Below are 19,035 nucleotides of genomic sequence, written 5' to 3'. Positions count from 1 at the left end.
TGCTGACGCGCTGTGCGTAATCGGAATATCCCGAAAAGGTCCCGAACAGATGATTTCCGTTCCGAATCGTGTTGGCTACTGAGCCGGGTAGGATGAAAACAAAAAACAGCCCCAACCTACAGGGCTGTTAAATAACCGATAATCCCGTCGGCAATGGCCTCGGCAATCTGCATTTGACCATTGCGGCTGGTCAATAAGTTCCGGTCCTCCATGTTGCTGAGGAAACCCGTTTCAACGATGACGGCGGGTACTTGGGTTTGATTGAGTAGATAATACGGCTTGCCTATCATGATGTGATTGTTGTTGCGGTAAACCAGATTCAACTGCTCTTGGATGGTGTCCGCAAGTAGGGTGCTCCGTCCCTCGGATTGATGCAGGACGATGCCTCCGCGCTTGGAGGAGTTCTTTCCCCAATTCACATGAATGCTGACTACAAGCTTGGTCGGGATCTCGCTGCTGAGCTGTTTACGCTGCGACAGATCCCGGCGGTGTCTGGAGGAACTTCGGTGCCAGCGGTTGTCGTCGCTAAGGGCGTAATCGGCATCACGATTCATCACGGCATGATAACCCTCCTTGCGAAGCAGCATGAACAGTCTGCGTGAAATGGCCAGGTTAATATCTTTTTCAAGAATGTCCCCATACGACGTACCGCCGTCAATGCCCCCATGACCCACATCGATCAGAACGACATCATGTGCAAAAGGGTGCAGGTGCCGGAGCTTGGACTGGTCGATTTCCTGACCCGATGAGTGGGTGGATTCCGGCGTTTCGGACGTAAGCCGGGCTGTCTGTATCGATGTCTGATGAACGGTTCTTGCGGGATGCGTCATGGCATGCTTCTTCACTGGACAGGCTTCGGTGACAGAACCCGGGAATGCCAGCGTAAAGAGAAGCATCCACACCCCTGCTGCCTTAACCATGATGGATTCCTTCTTTCACGTAAAATTTCGGCTTTATTAGAATGTGCATTTAGCGGAAAAATCATGCCGTTCAAATACGTGCGTCTAGAATCGATCGAAATGGAGCAAACTGATATTGGGATGTGGATAAACCATAAGGAGTTGATTCATATGGCTAGCGGCGATGATTTAATCAAGTACATTACCGAGCGCGTAGTTCATTATATAGATACACCCAAGGACGTTCGGCGCAAGGCGAAGGTGAAGGAATCCTGGACCACAAGGTGGTTCGGCATGATTCCGTTCTCCATGTCGCTATGGAAAGAAGATGTAACCACCAAGCGCAAAAAAAGGGCAAAGTAGCAGCTGCTGCACGTTCCTTCATGAAGTCGCATTTTGTACATCGTGCGTATTGCTCCCTGTTACGCACGATGTCAGGTTCGAAACATGCTTTTGGAATGGTTGTAGACCCTTGTGAGTGCTGAGTGCACAACTATAAACCGTTTTGAAAAAATATAAAGGACGCTGCCCGTTAAAGGGCCGCGTCCTTTTGTCAGTCATGGCATATTGCATGGATGAGGGCTGCTTGCTTTAACCCGTGTCATTTCGGCTGAGCATAAAATTGACCTTGTCCGATTAACCGGGATGCCGGCAAGAAACGGAGAGTGTCTGTATTCCGTAAGGGAACCGACACATAAAGCGCAGCCGGGTTCTCCTGATTCGCCGGGGACCAGCGATGCCAGCCGGTTAAGCTAAAAGGTGCGCCGTAAGCGGCATTGCCTTTTTTGGACTTGAATATCAGGGTGGAGTACTCTTGTAGTAAATTCCGCAGATCGGCGCTGCTTCGGGTCGTTAGTTCGCTTGAGGTCAGCCACAGCAGATTATCGTAAGGATCCATGGAGTCGCCGGTTGCGATGGAGGGAGTGGCGGCAAACCAATGATTGGACGTGGATGAAGCCACGAGTCCTTTGGCTGTTGCAGGCAGAGATACGGATACCAGCTTCGTCGTTGAATGCGTCTGCTGGGGCTCATCCGGGAGAGCTTCACTATTTAGTGCATTAAAATAAATCGGCTTCTTGCCGGGCAACTGGACCTGCCAGACGGGGGACACGTCATACAGCTTGCGCACGATGCTTCCTTGAGGCAATGATCCTCCGGCCTTCACAAGTCCTTCCGCGGAGAGCCGTTCTTTCAACGGCGCTTGGCTGTAGGGAAGAGTCGAGCCGATTCCGTATTCACTCAGGATATATCCACCGTCTTCTTCTGCACTGATAATCATGTATCCTTGCGGCAGTCCTTCATCGGAAATCGTGACCAACCAGCCGTGCGTACCCGGACCAAGCGGGGTGAATTCGAGCTTGGCTTCATCCCAGGTCGTAAATGGCGCATGGGCCGATAATTGAGCGACAGTCTCCTCCGCAAAGTCCATCAAACTCCCGGGTACCTGAGCCACGGCGTTGTTCAGATTAACATCTGAAACGCCTGATCTATGATGATCCGCTGTAAGCTGAGTGCTGGTGCTGGTCAGACTAGGGCTGTTTGCAGAATTGGAAACGTCGGCTTGGCTAGCGGCAGCCAAGCTTGCCTGCGGCTGGAACGAGCTGAACCACAGGATAGTTGTTACGATCATAGAGACAGACAGCATTCGATATCGGCTGGTCTGTTTGTTATCGGGTGATTTTGGCTGGGAATTCTTGCAATCCTTGTCATCATGGTTATGAAGTTTCATGTTCCACTGTTTCAAATCATTAACCGCCTTTCCTTGGCCCTACGCGCCGTGGATGTATTGAAATCATCATATCGGACAAGCTCTGCAAAGGCTGTTGCAAGCTGTCGCGGTAGGAGAAGGGAGAATGGTTCTTTTTTTGCCTGCTTTTGTAGAGGGGCGTCATGACGACGCACCCACAGGCGAACACAGATGAAATAGACCGCAGGTTATGACGGACAAGCTCACTTTCGGCTCGTACTGCCACTGCATTTCCGACCGACGGTTCTTATATTGCTCCTCAATGAGCGCTTTTTTCTCTTCATCCTGCTCCCTGAGCAGGTCCTCGTAATAACTGTCGATCACCAGCAGTTCTTCTTCAAGACGTTCTCTTGCTTTGGTGGCCCAGTCATAGTCCAGCTTGCTTATCTTGTCGATAAGATGGTTCTCCAGCGCATCTACGGCCTGTTCGAGCGTAAGAGCCGCCGGTCGGACGTGAACGCTCTCGGGCAAGCGGGGCGTCAGTTCGCGTCCAATCAGGATCGCCGGGAAGTCATGGGCAATCGCACGACTAGATAATGAGATTCCGAGAAAAAACAATTCCTCCCGCTTCAGATCACAGCTGAACTCCACCTTGAAGCAGACGCCCAGCCACTGCTCATACGGAGTGGAACGGGCTCTCGGACGCGGCTCGGTATCGCGCTGCTGGAACAGATAGACGCATTTGCCTTCCTCCCGGGAAGCATTCCAGATTTGGGCGAGCCGGCTGCTGCCGTAGCCAATGTTCTCCCGCTGAATGCGGCCGGGACCGAGGATAGGCAGAACTGGGGCATTCCCGTAAAAGCGGGCCAGGAGGGGATCCTGCGCGGGTGCCGCGAGCTGCGCTTTGGCCTCGGCTGCTTGGGTCTTTGCAAGCCGTTCGTCGTATTTCTCCGGATCAAACACGAAATTGAAGGACAACGTTTCGGCGGGAGCGCCGGTACGTTCCACGAAGCCCCAGTAATACGGGCGGTTGGTGAGCATTTTGTCGGCTTGCGGTGACAGTTTCACGGTGACATGCTCAGGCGATTTTTCAATGACGGTGCATTCGGTGGCTTCCAAATAGGCCATGAAGTGCTGCTGCACCTCCTGCGGCGTCATGGTCATATTAGGCTTCTTCCTCTCTTAGATTTTCTTCGACGGTGCTTCCCTGCTCGATATCCTGTTTAATATGGTGAATCGAGTCGCCCAATGTGCTGATGCGCTGGCGGAGCTCATCGTCGTTGCCGGACTCCAGCATGATTTTGTACAGACTCTTCTCGATGGATTCCTTCTTCTCGAACCGCTCCAGAATGACATCCAGTCCGCCGATAACCATCTCGAACATGTTGATCTTCTCGTGCAGCAGGTTCAGGATGTGCTCTTCAATGGTTCCCGACGTGGACAGATTGTAGATCTTCACGTCATTGGTCTGGCCGAGACGATGCACGCGTCCAATCCGCTGCTCAACCCGCATGGGATTCCAGGGCAGATCAAAGTTGATCATATGGTGGCAGAATTGCAGATTGATGCCTTCGCCGCCAGCTTCCGTCGCGATCATGACCTGCGCCTTGCCACGGAAGAGATCCATCATCCAGTCCTTCTTGCCGCGGTTCATTCCGCCTCGGTACGGTACGGAGATCAGTCCGTGATCGCGGAAATAATTGAGCAAGTATTCCTGCGTGGCTCGGTACTCCGTAAATACGATGACCTTCTCGTTCATTTGCTGGATGAGCTCGATGGTTTTTTCCGCCTTGGTGTTGGCTTTGATGGCCTTGATGAGATAGACGAGCTCCCAGATTTTATCGCGCAGCGGAGAGTCCTCGGGCAGCTTCTTGGACAGATTAACAAGAGTCACGAAGACGGCATCGCGACTGCTGCACACTTCACGCTGGAGCGTAACGAGTGACAGCATACTGCTTAAATTTCCCCCTGCTGCCTGATACTGATCTTTGACGAAGGACGTAACGCCGTCGTATAATGACTGTTCTTCGGGCGAAAGGCTAAGCCCTACATTGCGGACGGATCGCTTGGTGAATTTCACTTCGCCCTCGCCGCGGCGGTTACGGATCATGACCTTGGACAGCTCATCCTTGAGCTGATCCTGGTTCTTGGGTCTTCGTTTATCGACAACAAAATTAGCGGCAAACTGCCCTTGGCCTCCGAGCTGGCCCGGCTTCAGCAGAGTGATTAGATTGAAGAGCTCGCTGAGATCGTTCTGCACCGGCGTGGCCGTCAGCAAGAGGCAGTATTTTTTGCGCAGCTTTTGAATGAATTGATAATTGGATGTTTTCTTGTTCTTGAGTTTGTGCGCCTCATCGATGATGAGCATATCGTATTCCTCGTTCAGCAGAATCTCCTGATGCGGATCGCGTTTGGCCGTGTCCATGGAGGCGACGACGATATCATTCCCCCAAGAGTACGCTTTTTTCTGCGCAATCGCGGGAATGCCAAACTTGGAGTTCAGCTCGCGAACCCATTGCAGCACAAGGGAAGCCGGAACGAGAATCAACACTTTGGATACCAGACCGCGCACGATGTATTCTTTTAAAATAAGACCGGCTTCAATCGTCTTTCCTAGTCCCACCTCATCGGCGAGAATCGCTCTGCCCGACATCTCGAACAATACGCGTCTGGCGGTATCAGTCTGATGGGGGAGCGGGGATAAGGCGCCAAGATGCTTAAGGCATTGTAATTCTTCAAAGCTTGTAACCAAGCGGGATTTCTCGCCCTCAACGGCAAGTTGGGCCAGACGATAGTCACCCCAAGGTCCACCCTTGTCCAGTCGACCGGCGAGATCGTCAAACCAGGAACGGTCGATCTGCAGTGGAACGGGAAGGCGCGGGTCGGTAATCATGCCTGATTCGGCAGATGGCTGATGGTTCATGTCGATCTCCTCCTGTTGTGAAAGATTCCGGGCCAGCGGTGTATATGTAGTATGGACGAAAAAAGAAGTCTTCATAACCTTGCACGAATTCGGGAGGCGCGGAATACCCTATAGGGCGCACGGCTGCTGGAATTGGATATTTTCATCTTTTTTTTCATAGGGAAGGGCGAAAAAGAGAGCGAGAGGAAGAAAGCGGAAGCTTGCGAGCGGGAGCTTGGATCTGTTGGCTTAATTTTCACATTATCGGCATAGTTAACCTATATATAGTGTAGTATAATGAATTGGTAGCACTATATATGGTGTATATAGTGGTTTTAGATGTTTGACCGACTACATAACAGGTTATGTTGTTGGTGAGCGCATAACTGCGGAACTTTTTAATTTTATATCTTATATAGGAGGTAGTTGCTCTTGAGTACGATGCAGAATCAGCGGCTGGAAGGTTTAAGCGAGAAGATCTTTTTGGACCGGTATGCCTGGAAGGATGCGGACACCAACAACGCGAAGGTAGGCGATGTGGTGCTCGTTTTGACGAAGGATGATCCTAAATTTCCGACCAAGGAAGTTGGCGAAATCGTGAATCGCGAAGGCCGCAAGGTCACGGTGAAGACACGGAAGGGCGAGCTTGTGGAATCGGATGTGGAGAAACTGACGTTAACCATCGAGAAAACGCCGGAAGAAATGTGGGATCGACTCGCGGCTGCCATGTCATCGGTTGAGGCAACGCCGGAACTGCAGGAAGAGTGGCGCGGAAAGTTCCGCGAGATTCTGGATGATTGGAAGCTGGTACCGGGCGGACGGATTGCAGCTGGAGCGGGTGCGAGCGATGAATTGACGCTGTTCAACTGTTACGTGATTCCTTCGCCGAAGGACAGCCGGGGCGGCATCATGGAAACCCTGAGCGAGATGACCGAGATTATGGCTCGCGGCGGCGGTGTCGGCATTAACTTGTCTTCCCTGCGTCCTCGGCGTGCGATCGTGAGGGGCGTGAACGGTTCCTCCAGCGGTGCGGTATCGTGGGGCGGATTGTTCAGTTATACGACGGGATTGATCGAGCAGGGCGGAAGCCGCCGGGGTGCGCTCATGCTGATGATTAACGATTGGCATCCGGACGTGGAGGATTTCATTACCGTGAAGCAGACGATGGGACAAGTTACGAATGCGAACCTGTCGGTATGCGTCAGCAATGATTTCATGAAGGCTGTGAAGGAAGATTTGGACTGGGAGCTGGTGTTCCCGGATACTACTGATCCTGATTATGATGAGCTGTGGGACGGGGATCTGGATAAATGGAAGAAAGCCGGACACCGTATCATTCCATATAAAACCGTAAAAGCACGCGAGGTCTGGCATACCATTATCGAATCCGCATGGAAATCGGCAGAGCCGGGTGTCGTATTCATGGAATACTATAACCAGATGTCCAACAGCTGGTATTTCAATCCAATTATCTGTACGAACCCTTGCGGTGAGCAGGGACTTCCGGGCTGGGGCGTATGTAATCTGTCCGCGATGAACCTGTCGAAGTTCTATGATGAAGCGAATCATGACGTTGCCTGGGATGAGCTGGCGACAACGACGCGTTACTCTGTGCGTTTCCTGGATAATGTCATTGACCGGACGCCGTACCATTTTGAAGAAAACGAATTGAACCAGAAAAAAGAGCGCCGGGTGGGTCTCGGAACGATGGGTCTGGCCGAGCTGATGATCAAGCTGAACATCCGTTACGGCAGTCCGGAATCGCTGGAGTTCCTGGATAAGCTGTATGGCTTCATCGCGCGCGAAGCATATCTCGCTTCTGCGGATATTGCCGAGGAGAAGGGTTCGTTCCAAGCATTCGATGCCGAACTGTACCTGCAAAGCGGTTTCATGAAAAATATGACCGAAGTGTATCCTGAAGTTGCCGAAGCGGTACGCAAAAAAGGTGCACGCAACGTAACCGTCATTACCCAAGCGCCTACAGGCAGCACGGGTACCATGGTCGGAACGTCGACGGGGATCGAGCCGTACTTTGCCTTCAAATACTTCCGTCAAAGCCGACTTGGCTTCGACGAGCAGTTCGTGCCGATTGCCCAGGATTGGCTGGACAGCCATCCGGGCGAGGAGCTTCCGGATTATTACGTCACGGCGATGAGCCTCTCTGCCGAGGATCACATCCGCGTGCAGGCGGCGATTCAGCGCTGGGTAGACAGCTCCATCTCGAAGACGGCAAACTGCCCGTCGGACTTCACGGTTGAAGATACAAAGCGTTTGTATGAGCTGGCATTCGACCTTGGATGCAAAGGTGTAACGATCTACCGCGACGGCAGCCGTGACGTGCAGGTGCTGCAGACGGAGAAAAAAGAAGATAAGGCCGCCGAAGCGACAACAGCTTCTACTGTGGACACGGCGCTGGAGCAAAGCGCGACAGGCCAAGCCGCAGAGGATGCGGTGAGCGTTGAGACGGCGGCTGCAAGCGTGGCAGTGACAGCCTCACCGAGCAAGAGCGGGCTGGATAAACAATACAAGAAGCGTCCGCAAGTGCTGCGCGGCGCAACCTATAAAATGAACACACCGTTTGGCATGGCGTACATTACGATCAACGATCTGGACGGCATTCCAAGCGAAATCTTCCTGAACGTCGGCAAGGCCGGATCGGATGTGTTCGCGATGGCGGAAGCCTTGGGCCGCGTCTGCTCCTTGTTCCTCCGTTACGGGGACCACGGTAATAAGGTAGAGCTGCTGATCAAGCACCTCAAGGGCATCGGCGGCACCGGCGCGATCGGCTTCGGCGCCAACCGTGTAGAATCTATCGCCGACGCCGTGGCGAAGGCGCTTGAAACGCACGTGGCAAACAACGCTGGGGCAGATCATGACCATGATCCGGCACCGGTCGCAGCCACGATGGCACCTGCTGATGCAGATGCCGGGAGTGAGACCATAGCCGCGGGATATGGTGGACATGGTTCGCACGCAGGCGGCAGTTCCATGTCGCTGGATCTATGCCCATCTTGTGGCGGGGCGTCTCTGATTAACATCGAAGGATGCAAGACTTGTGGGAATTGCGGGTATAGTAAGTGTTCGTGAGGAAGTTGAACTCTTTGATTAGAAAACATTAGATAATGTGAGTTGTAATTCATCTTGTCACCGTTTGTAACGTAGTTTGGCACAGGTTTGTAACGATTTTTGGCACAAGTATCTCAGTCCTGATGGTCAAGAAACCCTTGATTTATCAGGGCTTTTTAATGGTTTTCCTGGAGTGTTATTAAAGATACTCTAAATGGCTAAAACTGATTTTAGGTTCAAAAGCTCGTGGATCAATTGTTGGCACAAATCGTAGTGTGGAGGCGGTTTAAGCCGGCAATAGAGACGGTTATCTCAATTTGCTCTGAGTTCGGTTGTTCTTATGAATGGCTTTTAACCGGGAAGGAGCATTCAACTATTGGTGAATTAAGTGGTACAGTAGTGGAGTTATTGCAGACTGTTAAGGGGCTTAACCCTAGAGAACAGCTAGAACTGTTACAGATCGCAAAAATTAAGCGTGATTTACTGTAAAGATGATCAAGCGGAAATAAAAACGTAAAATTGAAATTTTGACGTAGTTTTACATCTTCACAAAATAATAATTGAAGTGTGATAAAGAACTAATGAGAACAAGGTGGAAATTATAAATCTTATAGTTATGTTATTTCCACCTGGACGAGACACTAAAACTGTTCGTTTTGGACATTTCAATTACCCTCCCTGAAGCAGATGCTTCATTATTTTGTCAATGGTAGGGAGCGGGCCGTTCTGTTGTTGTTCTTTCTGAGTTCTTCCCGAGTTCTCTCCAACGTCCCCAAAAGGCTTCATTTTGCCCAGATGCCGGGAACCCTTACGGGCTTGGAAAAGACCAGAAAAACCGCTAAAAAACAACTTGATTCTACAAGGCTTTTAGCGGTTTTTAAATTCCTCTTCTTGGACTTAACTTCTACTATCTTCTCAATAGCAGTCGCGACTCAAAATCGAGTGGGAAACCGTGGAGGTTCGAGTCCTCTCGCCGGTATTACTTTACTAAGAGCAGTTCAATAGATTAAAAATCTAGTGGACTGTTTTTATTTTTATTACTTCATTCATTCGGTTTGCGGAAGTGACCTTGGAACTGAATTCCAAGTGAGCATAGATGTTGGCCTGTGGTGGAATAGACACTGTGACCCAGCCATTCTTGTACTTCTTTCATGCTAACGCCAATTACTATGGCACGAACCCTACTGGTCATAGCCTATAGCATGCTGAAAAACAAAGAAGCTTACCTAGAAGGCCGACCCCAAAAACGAGCAAGTTAATTAGTGCTCCCAACCCATAGATCGTCTAAACATGGACTCATGGAAATGGAGATCCCGGGCATTGTATTGCCCAAAAACAGAAATTCGTCCATTCGTCTGGTTACCCTTATTTTCACAGAAAAACTGTCTGTAGGTCGCGAATAAGTTGTCCCGAGGCAGCTCCGACAAAACCGGCCTGCTCCAGTGAAATATTAAGGTTCGGTACTAATAGCGCATCCATTGCTAATTCATCTTCAATGGAATGAAGAACAGGATGGCCTGTCTACCAGCACCAAGTCTACAACCTCCAGTCCCTGGCTCCAACAAACGACCAGCTGTTTCAACCGCGATCAGTCCTCCCAAACAGTAGCCGATTAGCTGAAATTGACGATGTCCGGTATCCAGAAGACGGGCCGCATAGTCGTCAGCCAGTCGTTCGATCAGTCCGTCAATGGTCCTGGTCTCAATAGCGCTCTACATCCGCAATCGTAATGCCAACAACAGGTCCCAGCCCTTGTTCATCCAGATGTCGAAGCAGCAAATGGAAGCAGTTTATTGTTCCCAGACCTATACATGGAATACCACATGAAGCGGACCAGATTCCCCGCCGCCATAATAAGTGAACACTGCGTTGCTGCCAGTATTCAGTTGGGGCAGGACTTCGCTCAACGTTCCCCCCATCTCTGTTTCATGCTTCATAGAATCGCCCATGAAACCGTCAGTTTGGCTAATTGTATTATTTTTTACGTATGAGGCAACAAAATCAGTGAGCTCTGCTACTGTTGGATCGTTCAACATTTGCCGCAGAAAGGCATCAAACGGAATGGACTGACCGTCACAAGCATAATTACTCAATCGCGCAGCTTCCCGTCAACCTGAGCCATGATTAGTGAATTCGCACCATGTTATGCGGAGGGCCCCCTGCCTATTGATAATAAGGGAAGGAATCCGCTAATTAATCATGCCCTGTCTTGACGCCGGGCCGGAGCAGCCGTATGGTACAAGTGACAAGAACTGACAATCGTAGGGAGATACATGCTCAAGAAGGGGGAACTATGAATACATTCACAGCCTATGGCCGGCAGCTCCGGCGGCAGATCGCCGGCAGGTATTACCGGATATCCATCAAACAAAGGATTCTGTTCTCGTTCATCGTGCTGATTACGCTGTCCATCAGTGCAATGGGCACCTTCTCGTATTGGATTGCCGCGCAGGAGATCGAGGATAATGTTTACGCCGGCAGCCGGGAGACCGTAAGCAAGACGGCACAGCTTCTGGATTCCCGCCTGAATGATGTAGCGCTGTCCGTGCAGTCCCTGATGCTGAGCGATGCGTACCGCAAGATGATGATGGATGTGCTGAGCCATGAGGTCTCTAATTATTATGTACATCTGTCTGATCTGCAATATGTACTCTCGCAGGCAACGTTCAATCAGCCGATCATTGAGAATGTGCTGATCGTTACCCCGATTGGCGATTTCTATTCCACTACGCAGATCCGGGCGCAGGACAACTCGTTCTACGGCTCGGAATTATATGATCTGAGCAAGGAGCAGCCGGGCGGCTACTGGGCCAAAGGACATTATGACCGGTTATTCACGGGCAGCCAGCGGGTGGTCTCCTTCATAGTCCGGGGAATCTATGAATACCCTTACACGCCGATCAGCAATGTATTTATTGTGGTCAATATCAGGGAGAGCCGGATAGATGAGCTGCTGAATAAAGGCGGTGAACAAGCAGGATGGAATTATTACCTGGTGAGCGGGGAAGGAGAGGCGGTAGTGGAGTCCCGCTGGCCGTTCCGGGGCAGATTCCCTTGGAAGCCGGTGCTTGCTGAAGCCGGAAAAGCAGCCGATCCGCAGGATCACAACTACAGCTATGGCGGCAAGGAGTATCTGGTAAATTATACAAGCTCAGCGGCATCACCCGACTGGATTATCTCCGGGATGCAGTCGCGGGACCAGTTGCTGGGTAAGCTGCAGCGGGTGCAGCGCATTACCCTCTATGTCATCGTTGTCTTCCTGCTGGCGACCTGGCTGATCTCCAATCAGCTGACATCTGTGCTGCTGAAGCCCCTGTTCAAGCTGCGGCGGCTGATGCGCAGAGTCGAAGAGAACCAGCTCAATGTGGTGTATGAGAGCCGTTATGAGGACGAGGTTGCCCAGGTTGGCTTTCAGTTCAACCGGATGATGTCGGAGATTAAGACGTTGATCGAGGATGTGAAGACCAAGGAGGAGGGCAAGCGTCATGCAGAGATCCGTGCCCTTACGGCGCAGATGGAGCCGCACTTTCTGTACAATACGTTGAACACCATTTATTGCAAATCGGTAATGGGCGAGAATGACGATGTGAATGAGATGATCCTGTCTTTGTCGCAGATGTTCCAGATCGGGCTCAGCGGCGGCAAGGATCTGATTACCCTTGCGGATGAGCTGTCCCACATGCGGCAGTATTTCGCCATTCAGCAGAAATGCTATGAAGGACTGTTTGAATACACGGTGACGGTAGAGGACGAGGCCCTGCTGTCCTGCCTGCTGCCGAAGATTATCCTGCAGCCGGTGGTGGAGAACAGCATTCAGCATGGATTCAGCGACCGGACAATAGGAGGCAGGATAGACATCACGGTCAGCCGGGAGCAGGGGCTGCTGCATATTTGCATTACCGACAACGGACGGGGGCTTGATGCTGAACGGGTCAAGCAGGGGATGGTCAGGGCTCCGCAGTCGAGGAAAGGTTATGCCCTGTTCAACATCAGGCACCGGCTGGCCCTGTATTACGGGGACGAAGCCCGTATGGACGTTGGCGGCGAACCATGTAAGGGATCGCGGACGGATCTGTGGATTCCCGCAGAGGAGGAGAGTTGAAGGATGGACCAAAAGCTGGAGCCGGAAAGGTTCAAATTATGTGTAATCGACGATATCAAAAGTGTGGTGGAGATGGTCTCGCGCAAGCCGCCGTGGCAGGAGCACGGTATTGAGGTCACAGGTACGGCGCTTAACGGCGAAGCGGGCCTGCAGATCATCCGCGAGACCCGGCCGGACATTGTGCTGACGGATATCCGAATGCCAAGAATGGATGGCCTGCAGATGACCCGGGCGATACTGGAGGTGCTGCCGGACTGTAAGATTATTATCCTCAGCGCTTACTCGGAGTTCTCTTATGCCCAGGAAGCCATCCGGCTGGGGGCGCTTGATTTCGTGAAGAAGCCCTTTTCCCTGGAGGAAATTGTGAATGCAGTGCTGAAGGCCAGGGAGCTGTGCCGGGAGGAGCGTCAGGAGACCGCCAGACTTGCTGTAATGGAGGCGAGAATCAGGGAAAGTCTGCCTATTCTCCGCCAGGAATATCTCACCTTCCTGCTGCACCACCAGACGACAGAAGCGGATGCCCGTTCCCGCTGGGCCTATCTCGATATCCCGCTGGACCAGTATGATTTCTTCGTGTTTGTCGCCGAGATCGATCATTTCGCGGAGAAGCTGAGCGGCCAGCCTGTGCAGGAGGTCGAGCTGCTAAGATTCAGCCTGCACAATATTCTCGAAGAGACGATTTCCGCCCTGACCCGCGGCGTTATTATCCGGGAGGCGACAGACCGGTACGTCTGTATCATGAACGGCTCAGACCCGGAGACCGCCGCGCTGATTACGGAGGCCTGCTGCATGAATGTAAGCCGCTTCTCGCGTCATACCATTTCTATTGGCGTGGGCCTGGGCACAGCGGCGATTCAGGAGCTGGGCACGGCGTACAGGCAGGCGCTTAGCGCGCTGGGGTATCATTTCTATACCGGGGGCAACGGGGTATATCATTATAGCAATATCGAGAATAAACCTCTCTCGCTCCACAGCTATTCCGCCGCCGCCGAGCAGGAGCTGCTGTTCGCCCTGCGTTCCGGCAATTCCGCCAAAAGCCTGCAGGTGCTGGACCAGCTGTTCGCGGAGCTGCTGGACAGCGGGCTTTTGCCTGAGCCGCGTTATGTTGAAAGTGTCGGCTATGAGCTGAGCTCCAGGATCTGCCGGGTCCTGCTGGAGCAGTTCCCTTATGGGCAGGTGGAGCCGCTGGAACTCAGAATTGCTGCCATGAAGAACCAGGTGCATCCTTCCCTTCAAGATATACGGGACCTGCTGTCCTGGCTCTGCCGGGAGGCCTGTGCGCTGGTTACGGAGGCCCGTTCTCTGGAGTCCACGCGGATTATCCGTCAGGCCGCCGAATATATCCATAGTCATCTGGACACGGGGCTGTCGCTGGAGCAGATGGCGAAGCAGATTAACCTTAGCCAGGGGTATTTCTCCAATCTGTTCAAGAAGGTGCAGGGAATTTCGTTTCAGCAGTATGTGATGCATGAGAAGATGGAGAAGGCCAAGGCGATGCTGATCAGCGGCCGGCAGGTTCAGGAGATCGCCCAGGATCTCGGGTATGAGCACAGGCGCTATTTCAGCGAGGTGTTCAAGAAATATACCGGCATGACCCCGTCCGAGTTCAAATTGTATTATCTTGGAAAAGAATAGGAATCAGCAGGGGAGGGATTTCCGCAGGGCGGAGATTACCTCCCTTGTCTGTATAGAACTCCTGCAGAAATCTGCCCTTAATGTGGGCTTACCCGCCTTATCTGGAAGCGCCTATCGAACTATAATCAGGTTGTAAGCGAATACAGCAGGGATATATAAGGGGGCACTACCAATGATGAAGCGTATGCTAATGACATCTCTGAGCCTGGTCCTGGCACTTGGCTTGGCAGCCTGCGGCAACGGTAACAGCAACGGCGGCAATGCTGCTGAAGGCACGGGAAACGGGGCGACAGCCGGCTCGGGGGGGAAAACTAAAATCAGCTACTGGACAGGCGACCGCCACGATGCGGATTTCGTGAAGGAGAAGGTAGCCGAGTTCAACGCAACCAATACTGACGGGATTGAGGTGGAGCTGGTCGTCAAGGGCGACGACTTCGATACCGCGCTCGATCTGTCCTTCCAGACCTCCGATGCACCGGATGTGATCCGGGTGAAGGAGAATACCATCCAGACCTTCTACAAAAAAGGCTTTCTCGCTCCTATTGACGAGTTCCTGAACGATGAGCTGAAGGCGAAATTCCCGGCCATGCCGGATCTGAATGAATTCGACGGCAAGCGTTACAGTCTGCCGAACTATGGAACGACCATGCGTCTGGTGTACAACAAGGATCTGTTCGCCAAAGCGGGCATTGAACATCCGCCGACTACCCTGCAGGAGCTGGTGGATACAGCCAAGAAATTGACAGAAGCCGGCAAAGCGGACGGCGCTTACGGCTTCGCCCTTAACTTCAAGAGCCCCGGCAGTGCGTTCGCACGTTCGGCACGGGTGGTTGCGGAAATGAGCGGCTATGGCGGCTTCGGGTATGATTTCAAGACAGCCCGCTACGACTTCAGCGGCTTCGAGCCGATCATCAATGCCTTTAAGCAGATCAGGGACGACGGCAGCATGCTGCCGGGTGTAGAATCGCTGGATATTGATCCGCTGCGGGCGCAGTTTGCGGAAGGCAAGATCGGAATGTATATGTCCTACTCCTCAGAGCCTGGCGTCTACAAGAATCAGTTCCCGGCCAAGATTGACTGGGCGGCCGCTCCGGTTCCTACCATCGACGGCACCGTGAAGGGGGCTTCCGGCTTCCTCGGGGGCCAATGGCTGGCGCTGAGCTCGAAATCAGAGCATAAAGAAGCAGCCTGGAAGTTCATGGAGTTCATGTACGGCGATCAGGTGCTGACGGATTATCAGGAAAAAGGCTTCGGCATCTCCATGGTTCCATCCATTAGCGCAGCAGCCAAGACACCGGATGTGAACGGCATTGAAGGCTTCCTGCCGAACAAGCACGATGGGGTGTGGCCGGTCTATCCGTCTGTAGCACCGGAAGGAATGAAATCGGATGACGCCTTCTTCAAATATATGCTGAACGGCGGCGACCTGAAGGCGGTTATCGCTGATCTGAACAAACGCTATAACGCTGCACTGGACAGTGTGATTGCGAATGACGGCATAAAGGCTGAGCCGGATACCGGCTTTGATCCCGCCGCTCTGGGCGGCAAGTTCGCCAAGTAGACAGAAGGTTAGGGATAGAGATATAGGCCGGGATAGCGGGGGATGAGGGAGCAACTCCCTCATCCCTCTGCTCTGGTCGTAAAGGAAAGGAGCCGGAAGAAACCAGATGAACAAAACGAAACATGCCTTATTTTCATACAGTTTTATCTTTCCAAGTGCCTTGCTCACGTTGGTTCTCGGGATTTACCCGATTGCCTGGGCGTTCCGCTATATGTTCTATGATTACAAAGGGTTCGGAACGGCGCGGTTTACCGGTCTGGCCAATTTCAGCCGCATTCTGAAGGACACCCAGTTCTGGGATTCGGTGGTGAATACATTTGTCTATGCTGGCGGCAAGCTGCTGATCACCATTCCGCTGGCCCTGCTGCTGGCAGTCATATTGAACCGGGGGCTGCGGGGCAGACAACTGCTGCGGGGGATTTTCTTCATGCCGACCGTCATCAGTACCGCTGTAATGGCCGTAGTCTTCTTCACGATTTTCAACTCATATAACGGGATTCTCAACCAGTTTCTGATCCGCCTGGGCCTCTCCGATTCCGGTGTGGACTGGCTGGGGCCGAAATATGCCATGCTCACCGTCATTCTGGTTGCGGCCTGGGGGGCGGTCGGCAATTATATGCTGCTCTTCCTCGCCGGTCTGCAGAATATTCCGGAGGATGTGTATGAGGCGTCTTCCCTGGACGGGGCAGGCAGAATCCAGCAGTTCCGCTATGTCACCCTGCCGATGCTCGGACCTGTGATGCAGATGGTTATTATGCTGGCGATCATTACAGCCCTGAAGGGTTACGAGAGCATCATGGTTCTGACTGAAGGAGGTCCTGTAGGCAAGACAGAGGTCATGTTCCTGTATTTGTACAAATTATTTTTCCCTGTCGGCGGGAGCAGCGCGGCGGTTCAGGTCCAGGAGTTCGGATACGGCAGTGCGGTCGCCTTTGTGTCTGCGGTCATTGTAGGGATGATATCACTCATTTATTTCTACGCATCCAGACGCATGAATCAGACCGATTGAGGAGAGAGGCTATTATGAGACTAAGAACCATACTGGGCAATATCATCCTGTGGATTTTTTTGCTGGCTGTTGCTTTTATTACGCTGATTCCGGTCGTTATCACCATCCTGGGCTCCTTCAAGACTAATGCTGAGCTTACTGCGGGAGCGACCTTCCTGCCGGCGAGCTGGCACTTCTCGAACTATGCCGAAGCCTGGGCGCAGGCCAATTTCTCCAGGTATACCCTGAACAGCCTGATTGTCTCCCTGGCGGCGGTGGTCGGCACGCTGCTGGTATCATCCATGGCGGCTTATGTGGTGGACCGGATGGATTTTGCCGGCAAAAAATTGTATATCGGACTGCAATCCTTCACCATGTTCGTGGCTGTAGGGGCGGTCGTGCTGCGTCCGCAGTTCGATCTGATGGTTAAGCTTCATCTGCACAGCAGCCTGTGGGGCGTTATATTGATTCTGATCTCCGCCCATGCTTCGATCTTCTTCATTCTCTCCAGCTTCATGAAGGGGATTCCCCGCGAGCTGGACGAGGCGGCGCTGATGGACGGCAGCTCTCCCGGCCGGACCTTCTGGCGGATAATTCTGCCGCTGCTCGGACCCGGACTTGGCGTAGGTGCCCTGTTCACCTTCCGCGGCGCGTGGAATGAATATCTGCTGCCGCTCGTGTTCACGATGACGAAGCCGGAGCTGCAGACGCTGACCGTCGGGCTGGCGAACCTGAAATACGGGATTTCGGCCGCTTCTCAGACCCACTATATGATGGCGGGCGCCTGCTTGTCCATTCTGCCGATTCTCGTGGCCTATCTGTTCGCCAACAAATCCTTCATGCAGATGACGGCCGGTTCCCTCAAAGGGTAGCGGTCCGGCCCTGCGCAACCCATATTCCATATTTAACATTCAAGGAGGTACACCCCATGACTCAACACGCTCCGGCAATTCTGCAATCTGCCCCGTTCATCCGGCGGTATCCGGGCAATCCGGTGCTGGATGCAAGGAAGGTTCCTTACCCCACCGCACTGGTATTCAATGCCGGTGTAACGAAATTTAACGGCAAGTATGTGATGATCTTCCGTAATGATTACGGCTCACTGGTCGATCAGACGCTTGAGCCGCACCACACCACGGATCTCGGCATTGCTTACAGTGACGACGGGCTGAGCTGGACCGCCGGCCCGAAGCCAGTGTTCAAAATGCATGACGAGGAAATTATCCGCGCCTACGACCCGCGCCTGACCGTGATCGGCGGCCGTTGTTATATGTGTTTTGCCGTGGATACGCACCATGGCATCCGCGGCGGAATTGCCGTTACCGATGATCTGGAACACTTCGAGGTGCTCAGCCTGTCTACACCGGACCTGCGCAATATGGTACTGTTTCCCGAGTTGATCGGCGGCAAGTATGTCCGGCTGGAGCGTCCCTTCACGGTATACAGCCGCGGCGGCCGGGACCGCTTCGATGCCTGGATCTCCGAGTCGCCGGACCTGAAGCATTGGGGCAACTCCAGCCTACTGCTCGCCGTTGAGCAGGTGCCGTTTGCCAATGACAAGGTCGGCCCGGCCGCACCTCCGGTCCGGACGGATAAGGGCTGGCTGACCACCTTCCATGCGGTGGATGTGGACCCGGCCAGAGGCAAGCACGGTTGGGAGGACACCTGGAAGAAGCGCTATACCGCCGGAATTATGCTGCTGGATCTGGAGGACCCCCGCAAGGTGATCGGCATGAGCAGGCAGCCGCTGCTGGCACCGGAGACAGACTATGAGATTGGCGGGGGCTTCCGCAATCATGTGATTTTTCCGGGAGGGATGATTCTGGAGGATGACGGCGAGGTCAAGATCTATTACGGCTCTGCGGATACGGTGGAATGTCTGGCAACGGCCCATGTGGACGATCTGCTCCGGCTCTGTCTGGAGCCGGAGCATAGATAAGATTGGAAGCAGGCTGAGGGCGGAAATGCGGAGTAACAGTGGGGCCATGTGCCATGATTGGAGCGGCTTGCGCGGAGATTGTGCATGAAGTGCAACAATGCTAGATCAATAGCAGCGACCGTGGGGAGATTGTGCATAAAATGCAACAATACAGCTCAGTAGTAGCGACCAACGCAGAAATCCTGCACAAGGTGCAACAAAACCGGGGCTGTACTTTAAAAGGAAACTTTGCTGATGCAGAAAAGGTTAGTATTAC

The 19,035-nt window shown here is 52.8% G+C and carries 14 protein-coding genes; 8 read left to right on the top strand and 6 right to left on the bottom strand.

Annotation, left to right across the window (positions count from 1 at the left end):
- Positions 1-116: 116 nt before the first annotated feature.
- Positions 117-920: an N-acetylmuramoyl-L-alanine amidase gene (locus AB4124_RS00475; RefSeq protein WP_441970537.1), complete on the bottom strand. Its 804-nt coding sequence runs from the start codon at positions 918-920 to the stop codon at positions 117-119.
- 150 nt (positions 921-1,070) lie between these two features.
- Here AB4124_RS00475 and AB4124_RS00470 point away from each other — a divergent pair, with 150 nt between their 5' ends.
- Positions 1,071-1,262: a YqzE family protein gene (locus tag AB4124_RS00470; protein ID WP_076325781.1), complete on the top strand. Its 192-nt coding sequence runs from the start codon at positions 1,071-1,073 to the stop codon at positions 1,260-1,262.
- Between the two features lie 238 nt (positions 1,263-1,500).
- On the opposite strand, the gene AB4124_RS00465 is transcribed toward AB4124_RS00470, so the two are convergent.
- The 3 genes from AB4124_RS00465 to AB4124_RS00455 form a co-directional block, all read right to left on the bottom strand.
- Positions 1,501-2,643 (bottom strand): hypothetical protein, encoded by a 1,143-nt coding sequence (locus tag AB4124_RS00465; protein ID WP_441970535.1) that lies wholly within the window; start codon positions 2,641-2,643, stop codon positions 1,501-1,503.
- Between the two features lie 144 nt (positions 2,644-2,787).
- Positions 2,788-3,750, bottom strand: coding sequence for a YqhG family protein (locus tag AB4124_RS00460; protein ID WP_441970533.1), 963 nt, complete (start codon positions 3,748-3,750; stop codon positions 2,788-2,790).
- A gap of 1 nt (position 3,751) precedes the next feature.
- Entirely contained in the window at positions 3,752-5,509 is a 1,758-nt protein-coding gene (locus AB4124_RS00455; RefSeq protein ID WP_339266747.1) for a DEAD/DEAH box helicase, read from the bottom strand.
- A gap of 420 nt (positions 5,510-5,929) precedes the next feature.
- On the opposite strand from AB4124_RS00455, the gene AB4124_RS00450 reads away from it, so the two are divergent.
- Entirely contained in the window at positions 5,930-8,575 is a 2,646-nt protein-coding gene (locus AB4124_RS00450; protein WP_441971601.1) for an adenosylcobalamin-dependent ribonucleoside-diphosphate reductase, read from the top strand.
- Between the two features lie 1,460 nt (positions 8,576-10,035).
- Here AB4124_RS00450 and AB4124_RS00445 read toward each other — a convergent pair.
- Together AB4124_RS00445 and AB4124_RS00440 are read right to left on the bottom strand one after the other, a co-directional pair.
- Positions 10,036-10,224 carry a thioesterase domain-containing protein gene (locus AB4124_RS00445; protein ID WP_430106773.1) on the bottom strand — a complete coding sequence of 63 codons (189 nt, stop codon included), beginning with the start codon at positions 10,222-10,224 and terminating at the stop codon, positions 10,036-10,038.
- Positions 10,225-10,359: 135 nt separating this feature from the next.
- Complete coding sequence (locus AB4124_RS00440) at positions 10,360-10,647, bottom strand: hypothetical protein (RefSeq protein WP_430105527.1); 288 nt, start codon at positions 10,645-10,647, stop codon at positions 10,360-10,362.
- 200 nt (positions 10,648-10,847) lie between these two features.
- Between AB4124_RS00440 and AB4124_RS00435 the strand changes: the two genes are divergently transcribed.
- From AB4124_RS00435 to AB4124_RS00410, 6 genes are all read left to right on the top strand, one after another.
- On the top strand, positions 10,848-12,656 hold the full coding sequence (locus AB4124_RS00435; RefSeq protein WP_430105525.1) for a cache domain-containing sensor histidine kinase: 1,809 nt from the start codon (positions 10,848-10,850) through the stop codon (positions 12,654-12,656).
- A gap of 3 nt (positions 12,657-12,659) precedes the next feature.
- Positions 12,660-14,291, top strand: a complete 1,632-nt coding sequence (locus tag AB4124_RS00430; RefSeq protein WP_441970530.1) for a response regulator — start codon at positions 12,660-12,662, stop codon at positions 14,289-14,291.
- Between the two features lie 172 nt (positions 14,292-14,463).
- On the top strand, positions 14,464-15,852 hold the full coding sequence (locus AB4124_RS00425) for an ABC transporter substrate-binding protein (RefSeq protein WP_076325679.1): 1,389 nt from the start codon (positions 14,464-14,466) through the stop codon (positions 15,850-15,852).
- Between the two features lie 106 nt (positions 15,853-15,958).
- Positions 15,959-16,861, top strand: a complete 903-nt coding sequence (locus AB4124_RS00420) for a carbohydrate ABC transporter permease (RefSeq protein WP_018751892.1) — start codon at positions 15,959-15,961, stop codon at positions 16,859-16,861.
- 14 nt (positions 16,862-16,875) lie between these two features.
- On the top strand, positions 16,876-17,712 hold the full coding sequence (locus AB4124_RS00415) for a carbohydrate ABC transporter permease (protein WP_018751893.1): 837 nt from the start codon (positions 16,876-16,878) through the stop codon (positions 17,710-17,712).
- A 56-nt stretch (positions 17,713-17,768) separates the two neighbouring features.
- Positions 17,769-18,779 carry a glycoside hydrolase family 130 protein gene (locus tag AB4124_RS00410; RefSeq protein WP_441970527.1) on the top strand — a complete coding sequence of 337 codons (1,011 nt, stop codon included), beginning with the start codon at positions 17,769-17,771 and terminating at the stop codon, positions 18,777-18,779.
- Positions 18,780-19,035: the final 256 nt, after the last annotated feature.

It is taken from the genome of Paenibacillus sp. 2KB_20 (genome assembly GCF_052115765.1).
In the GTDB taxonomy this organism is placed as follows: Bacteria; Bacillota; Bacilli; order Paenibacillales; family Paenibacillaceae; genus Paenibacillus_AQ.
The sequence above is the reverse complement of the archived record's forward strand: the minus strand, read 5'-3'. Positions and strand labels throughout refer to the sequence as shown.

What these genes read in the sequence shown, in the direction of transcription:
- AB4124_RS00475 (WP_441970537.1), bottom strand. Translation starts at nt 920, where the DNA reads ATGGTTAAGGCAGCAGGGGTGTGGATGCTTCTCTTTACGCTGGCATTC.
- AB4124_RS00470 (WP_076325781.1), top strand. Translation starts at nt 1,071, where the DNA reads ATGGCTAGCGGCGATGATTTAATCAAGTACATTACCGAGCGCGTAGTT.
- AB4124_RS00460 (WP_441970533.1), bottom strand. Translation starts at nt 3,750, where the DNA reads ATGACCATGACGCCGCAGGAGGTGCAGCAGCACTTCATGGCCTATTTG.
- AB4124_RS00455 (WP_339266747.1), bottom strand. Translation starts at nt 5,509, where the DNA reads ATGAACCATCAGCCATCTGCCGAATCAGGCATGATTACCGACCCGCGC.
- AB4124_RS00450 (WP_441971601.1), top strand. Translation starts at nt 5,930, where the DNA reads ATGCAGAATCAGCGGCTGGAAGGTTTAAGCGAGAAGATCTTTTTGGAC.
- AB4124_RS00435 (WP_430105525.1), top strand. Translation starts at nt 10,848, where the DNA reads ATGAATACATTCACAGCCTATGGCCGGCAGCTCCGGCGGCAGATCGCC.
- AB4124_RS00430 (WP_441970530.1), top strand. Translation starts at nt 12,660, where the DNA reads ATGGACCAAAAGCTGGAGCCGGAAAGGTTCAAATTATGTGTAATCGAC.
- AB4124_RS00425 (WP_076325679.1), top strand. Translation starts at nt 14,464, where the DNA reads ATGATGAAGCGTATGCTAATGACATCTCTGAGCCTGGTCCTGGCACTT.
- AB4124_RS00420 (WP_018751892.1), top strand. Translation starts at nt 15,959, where the DNA reads ATGAACAAAACGAAACATGCCTTATTTTCATACAGTTTTATCTTTCCA.
- AB4124_RS00415 (WP_018751893.1), top strand. Translation starts at nt 16,876, where the DNA reads ATGAGACTAAGAACCATACTGGGCAATATCATCCTGTGGATTTTTTTG.
- AB4124_RS00410 (WP_441970527.1), top strand. Translation starts at nt 17,769, where the DNA reads ATGACTCAACACGCTCCGGCAATTCTGCAATCTGCCCCGTTCATCCGG.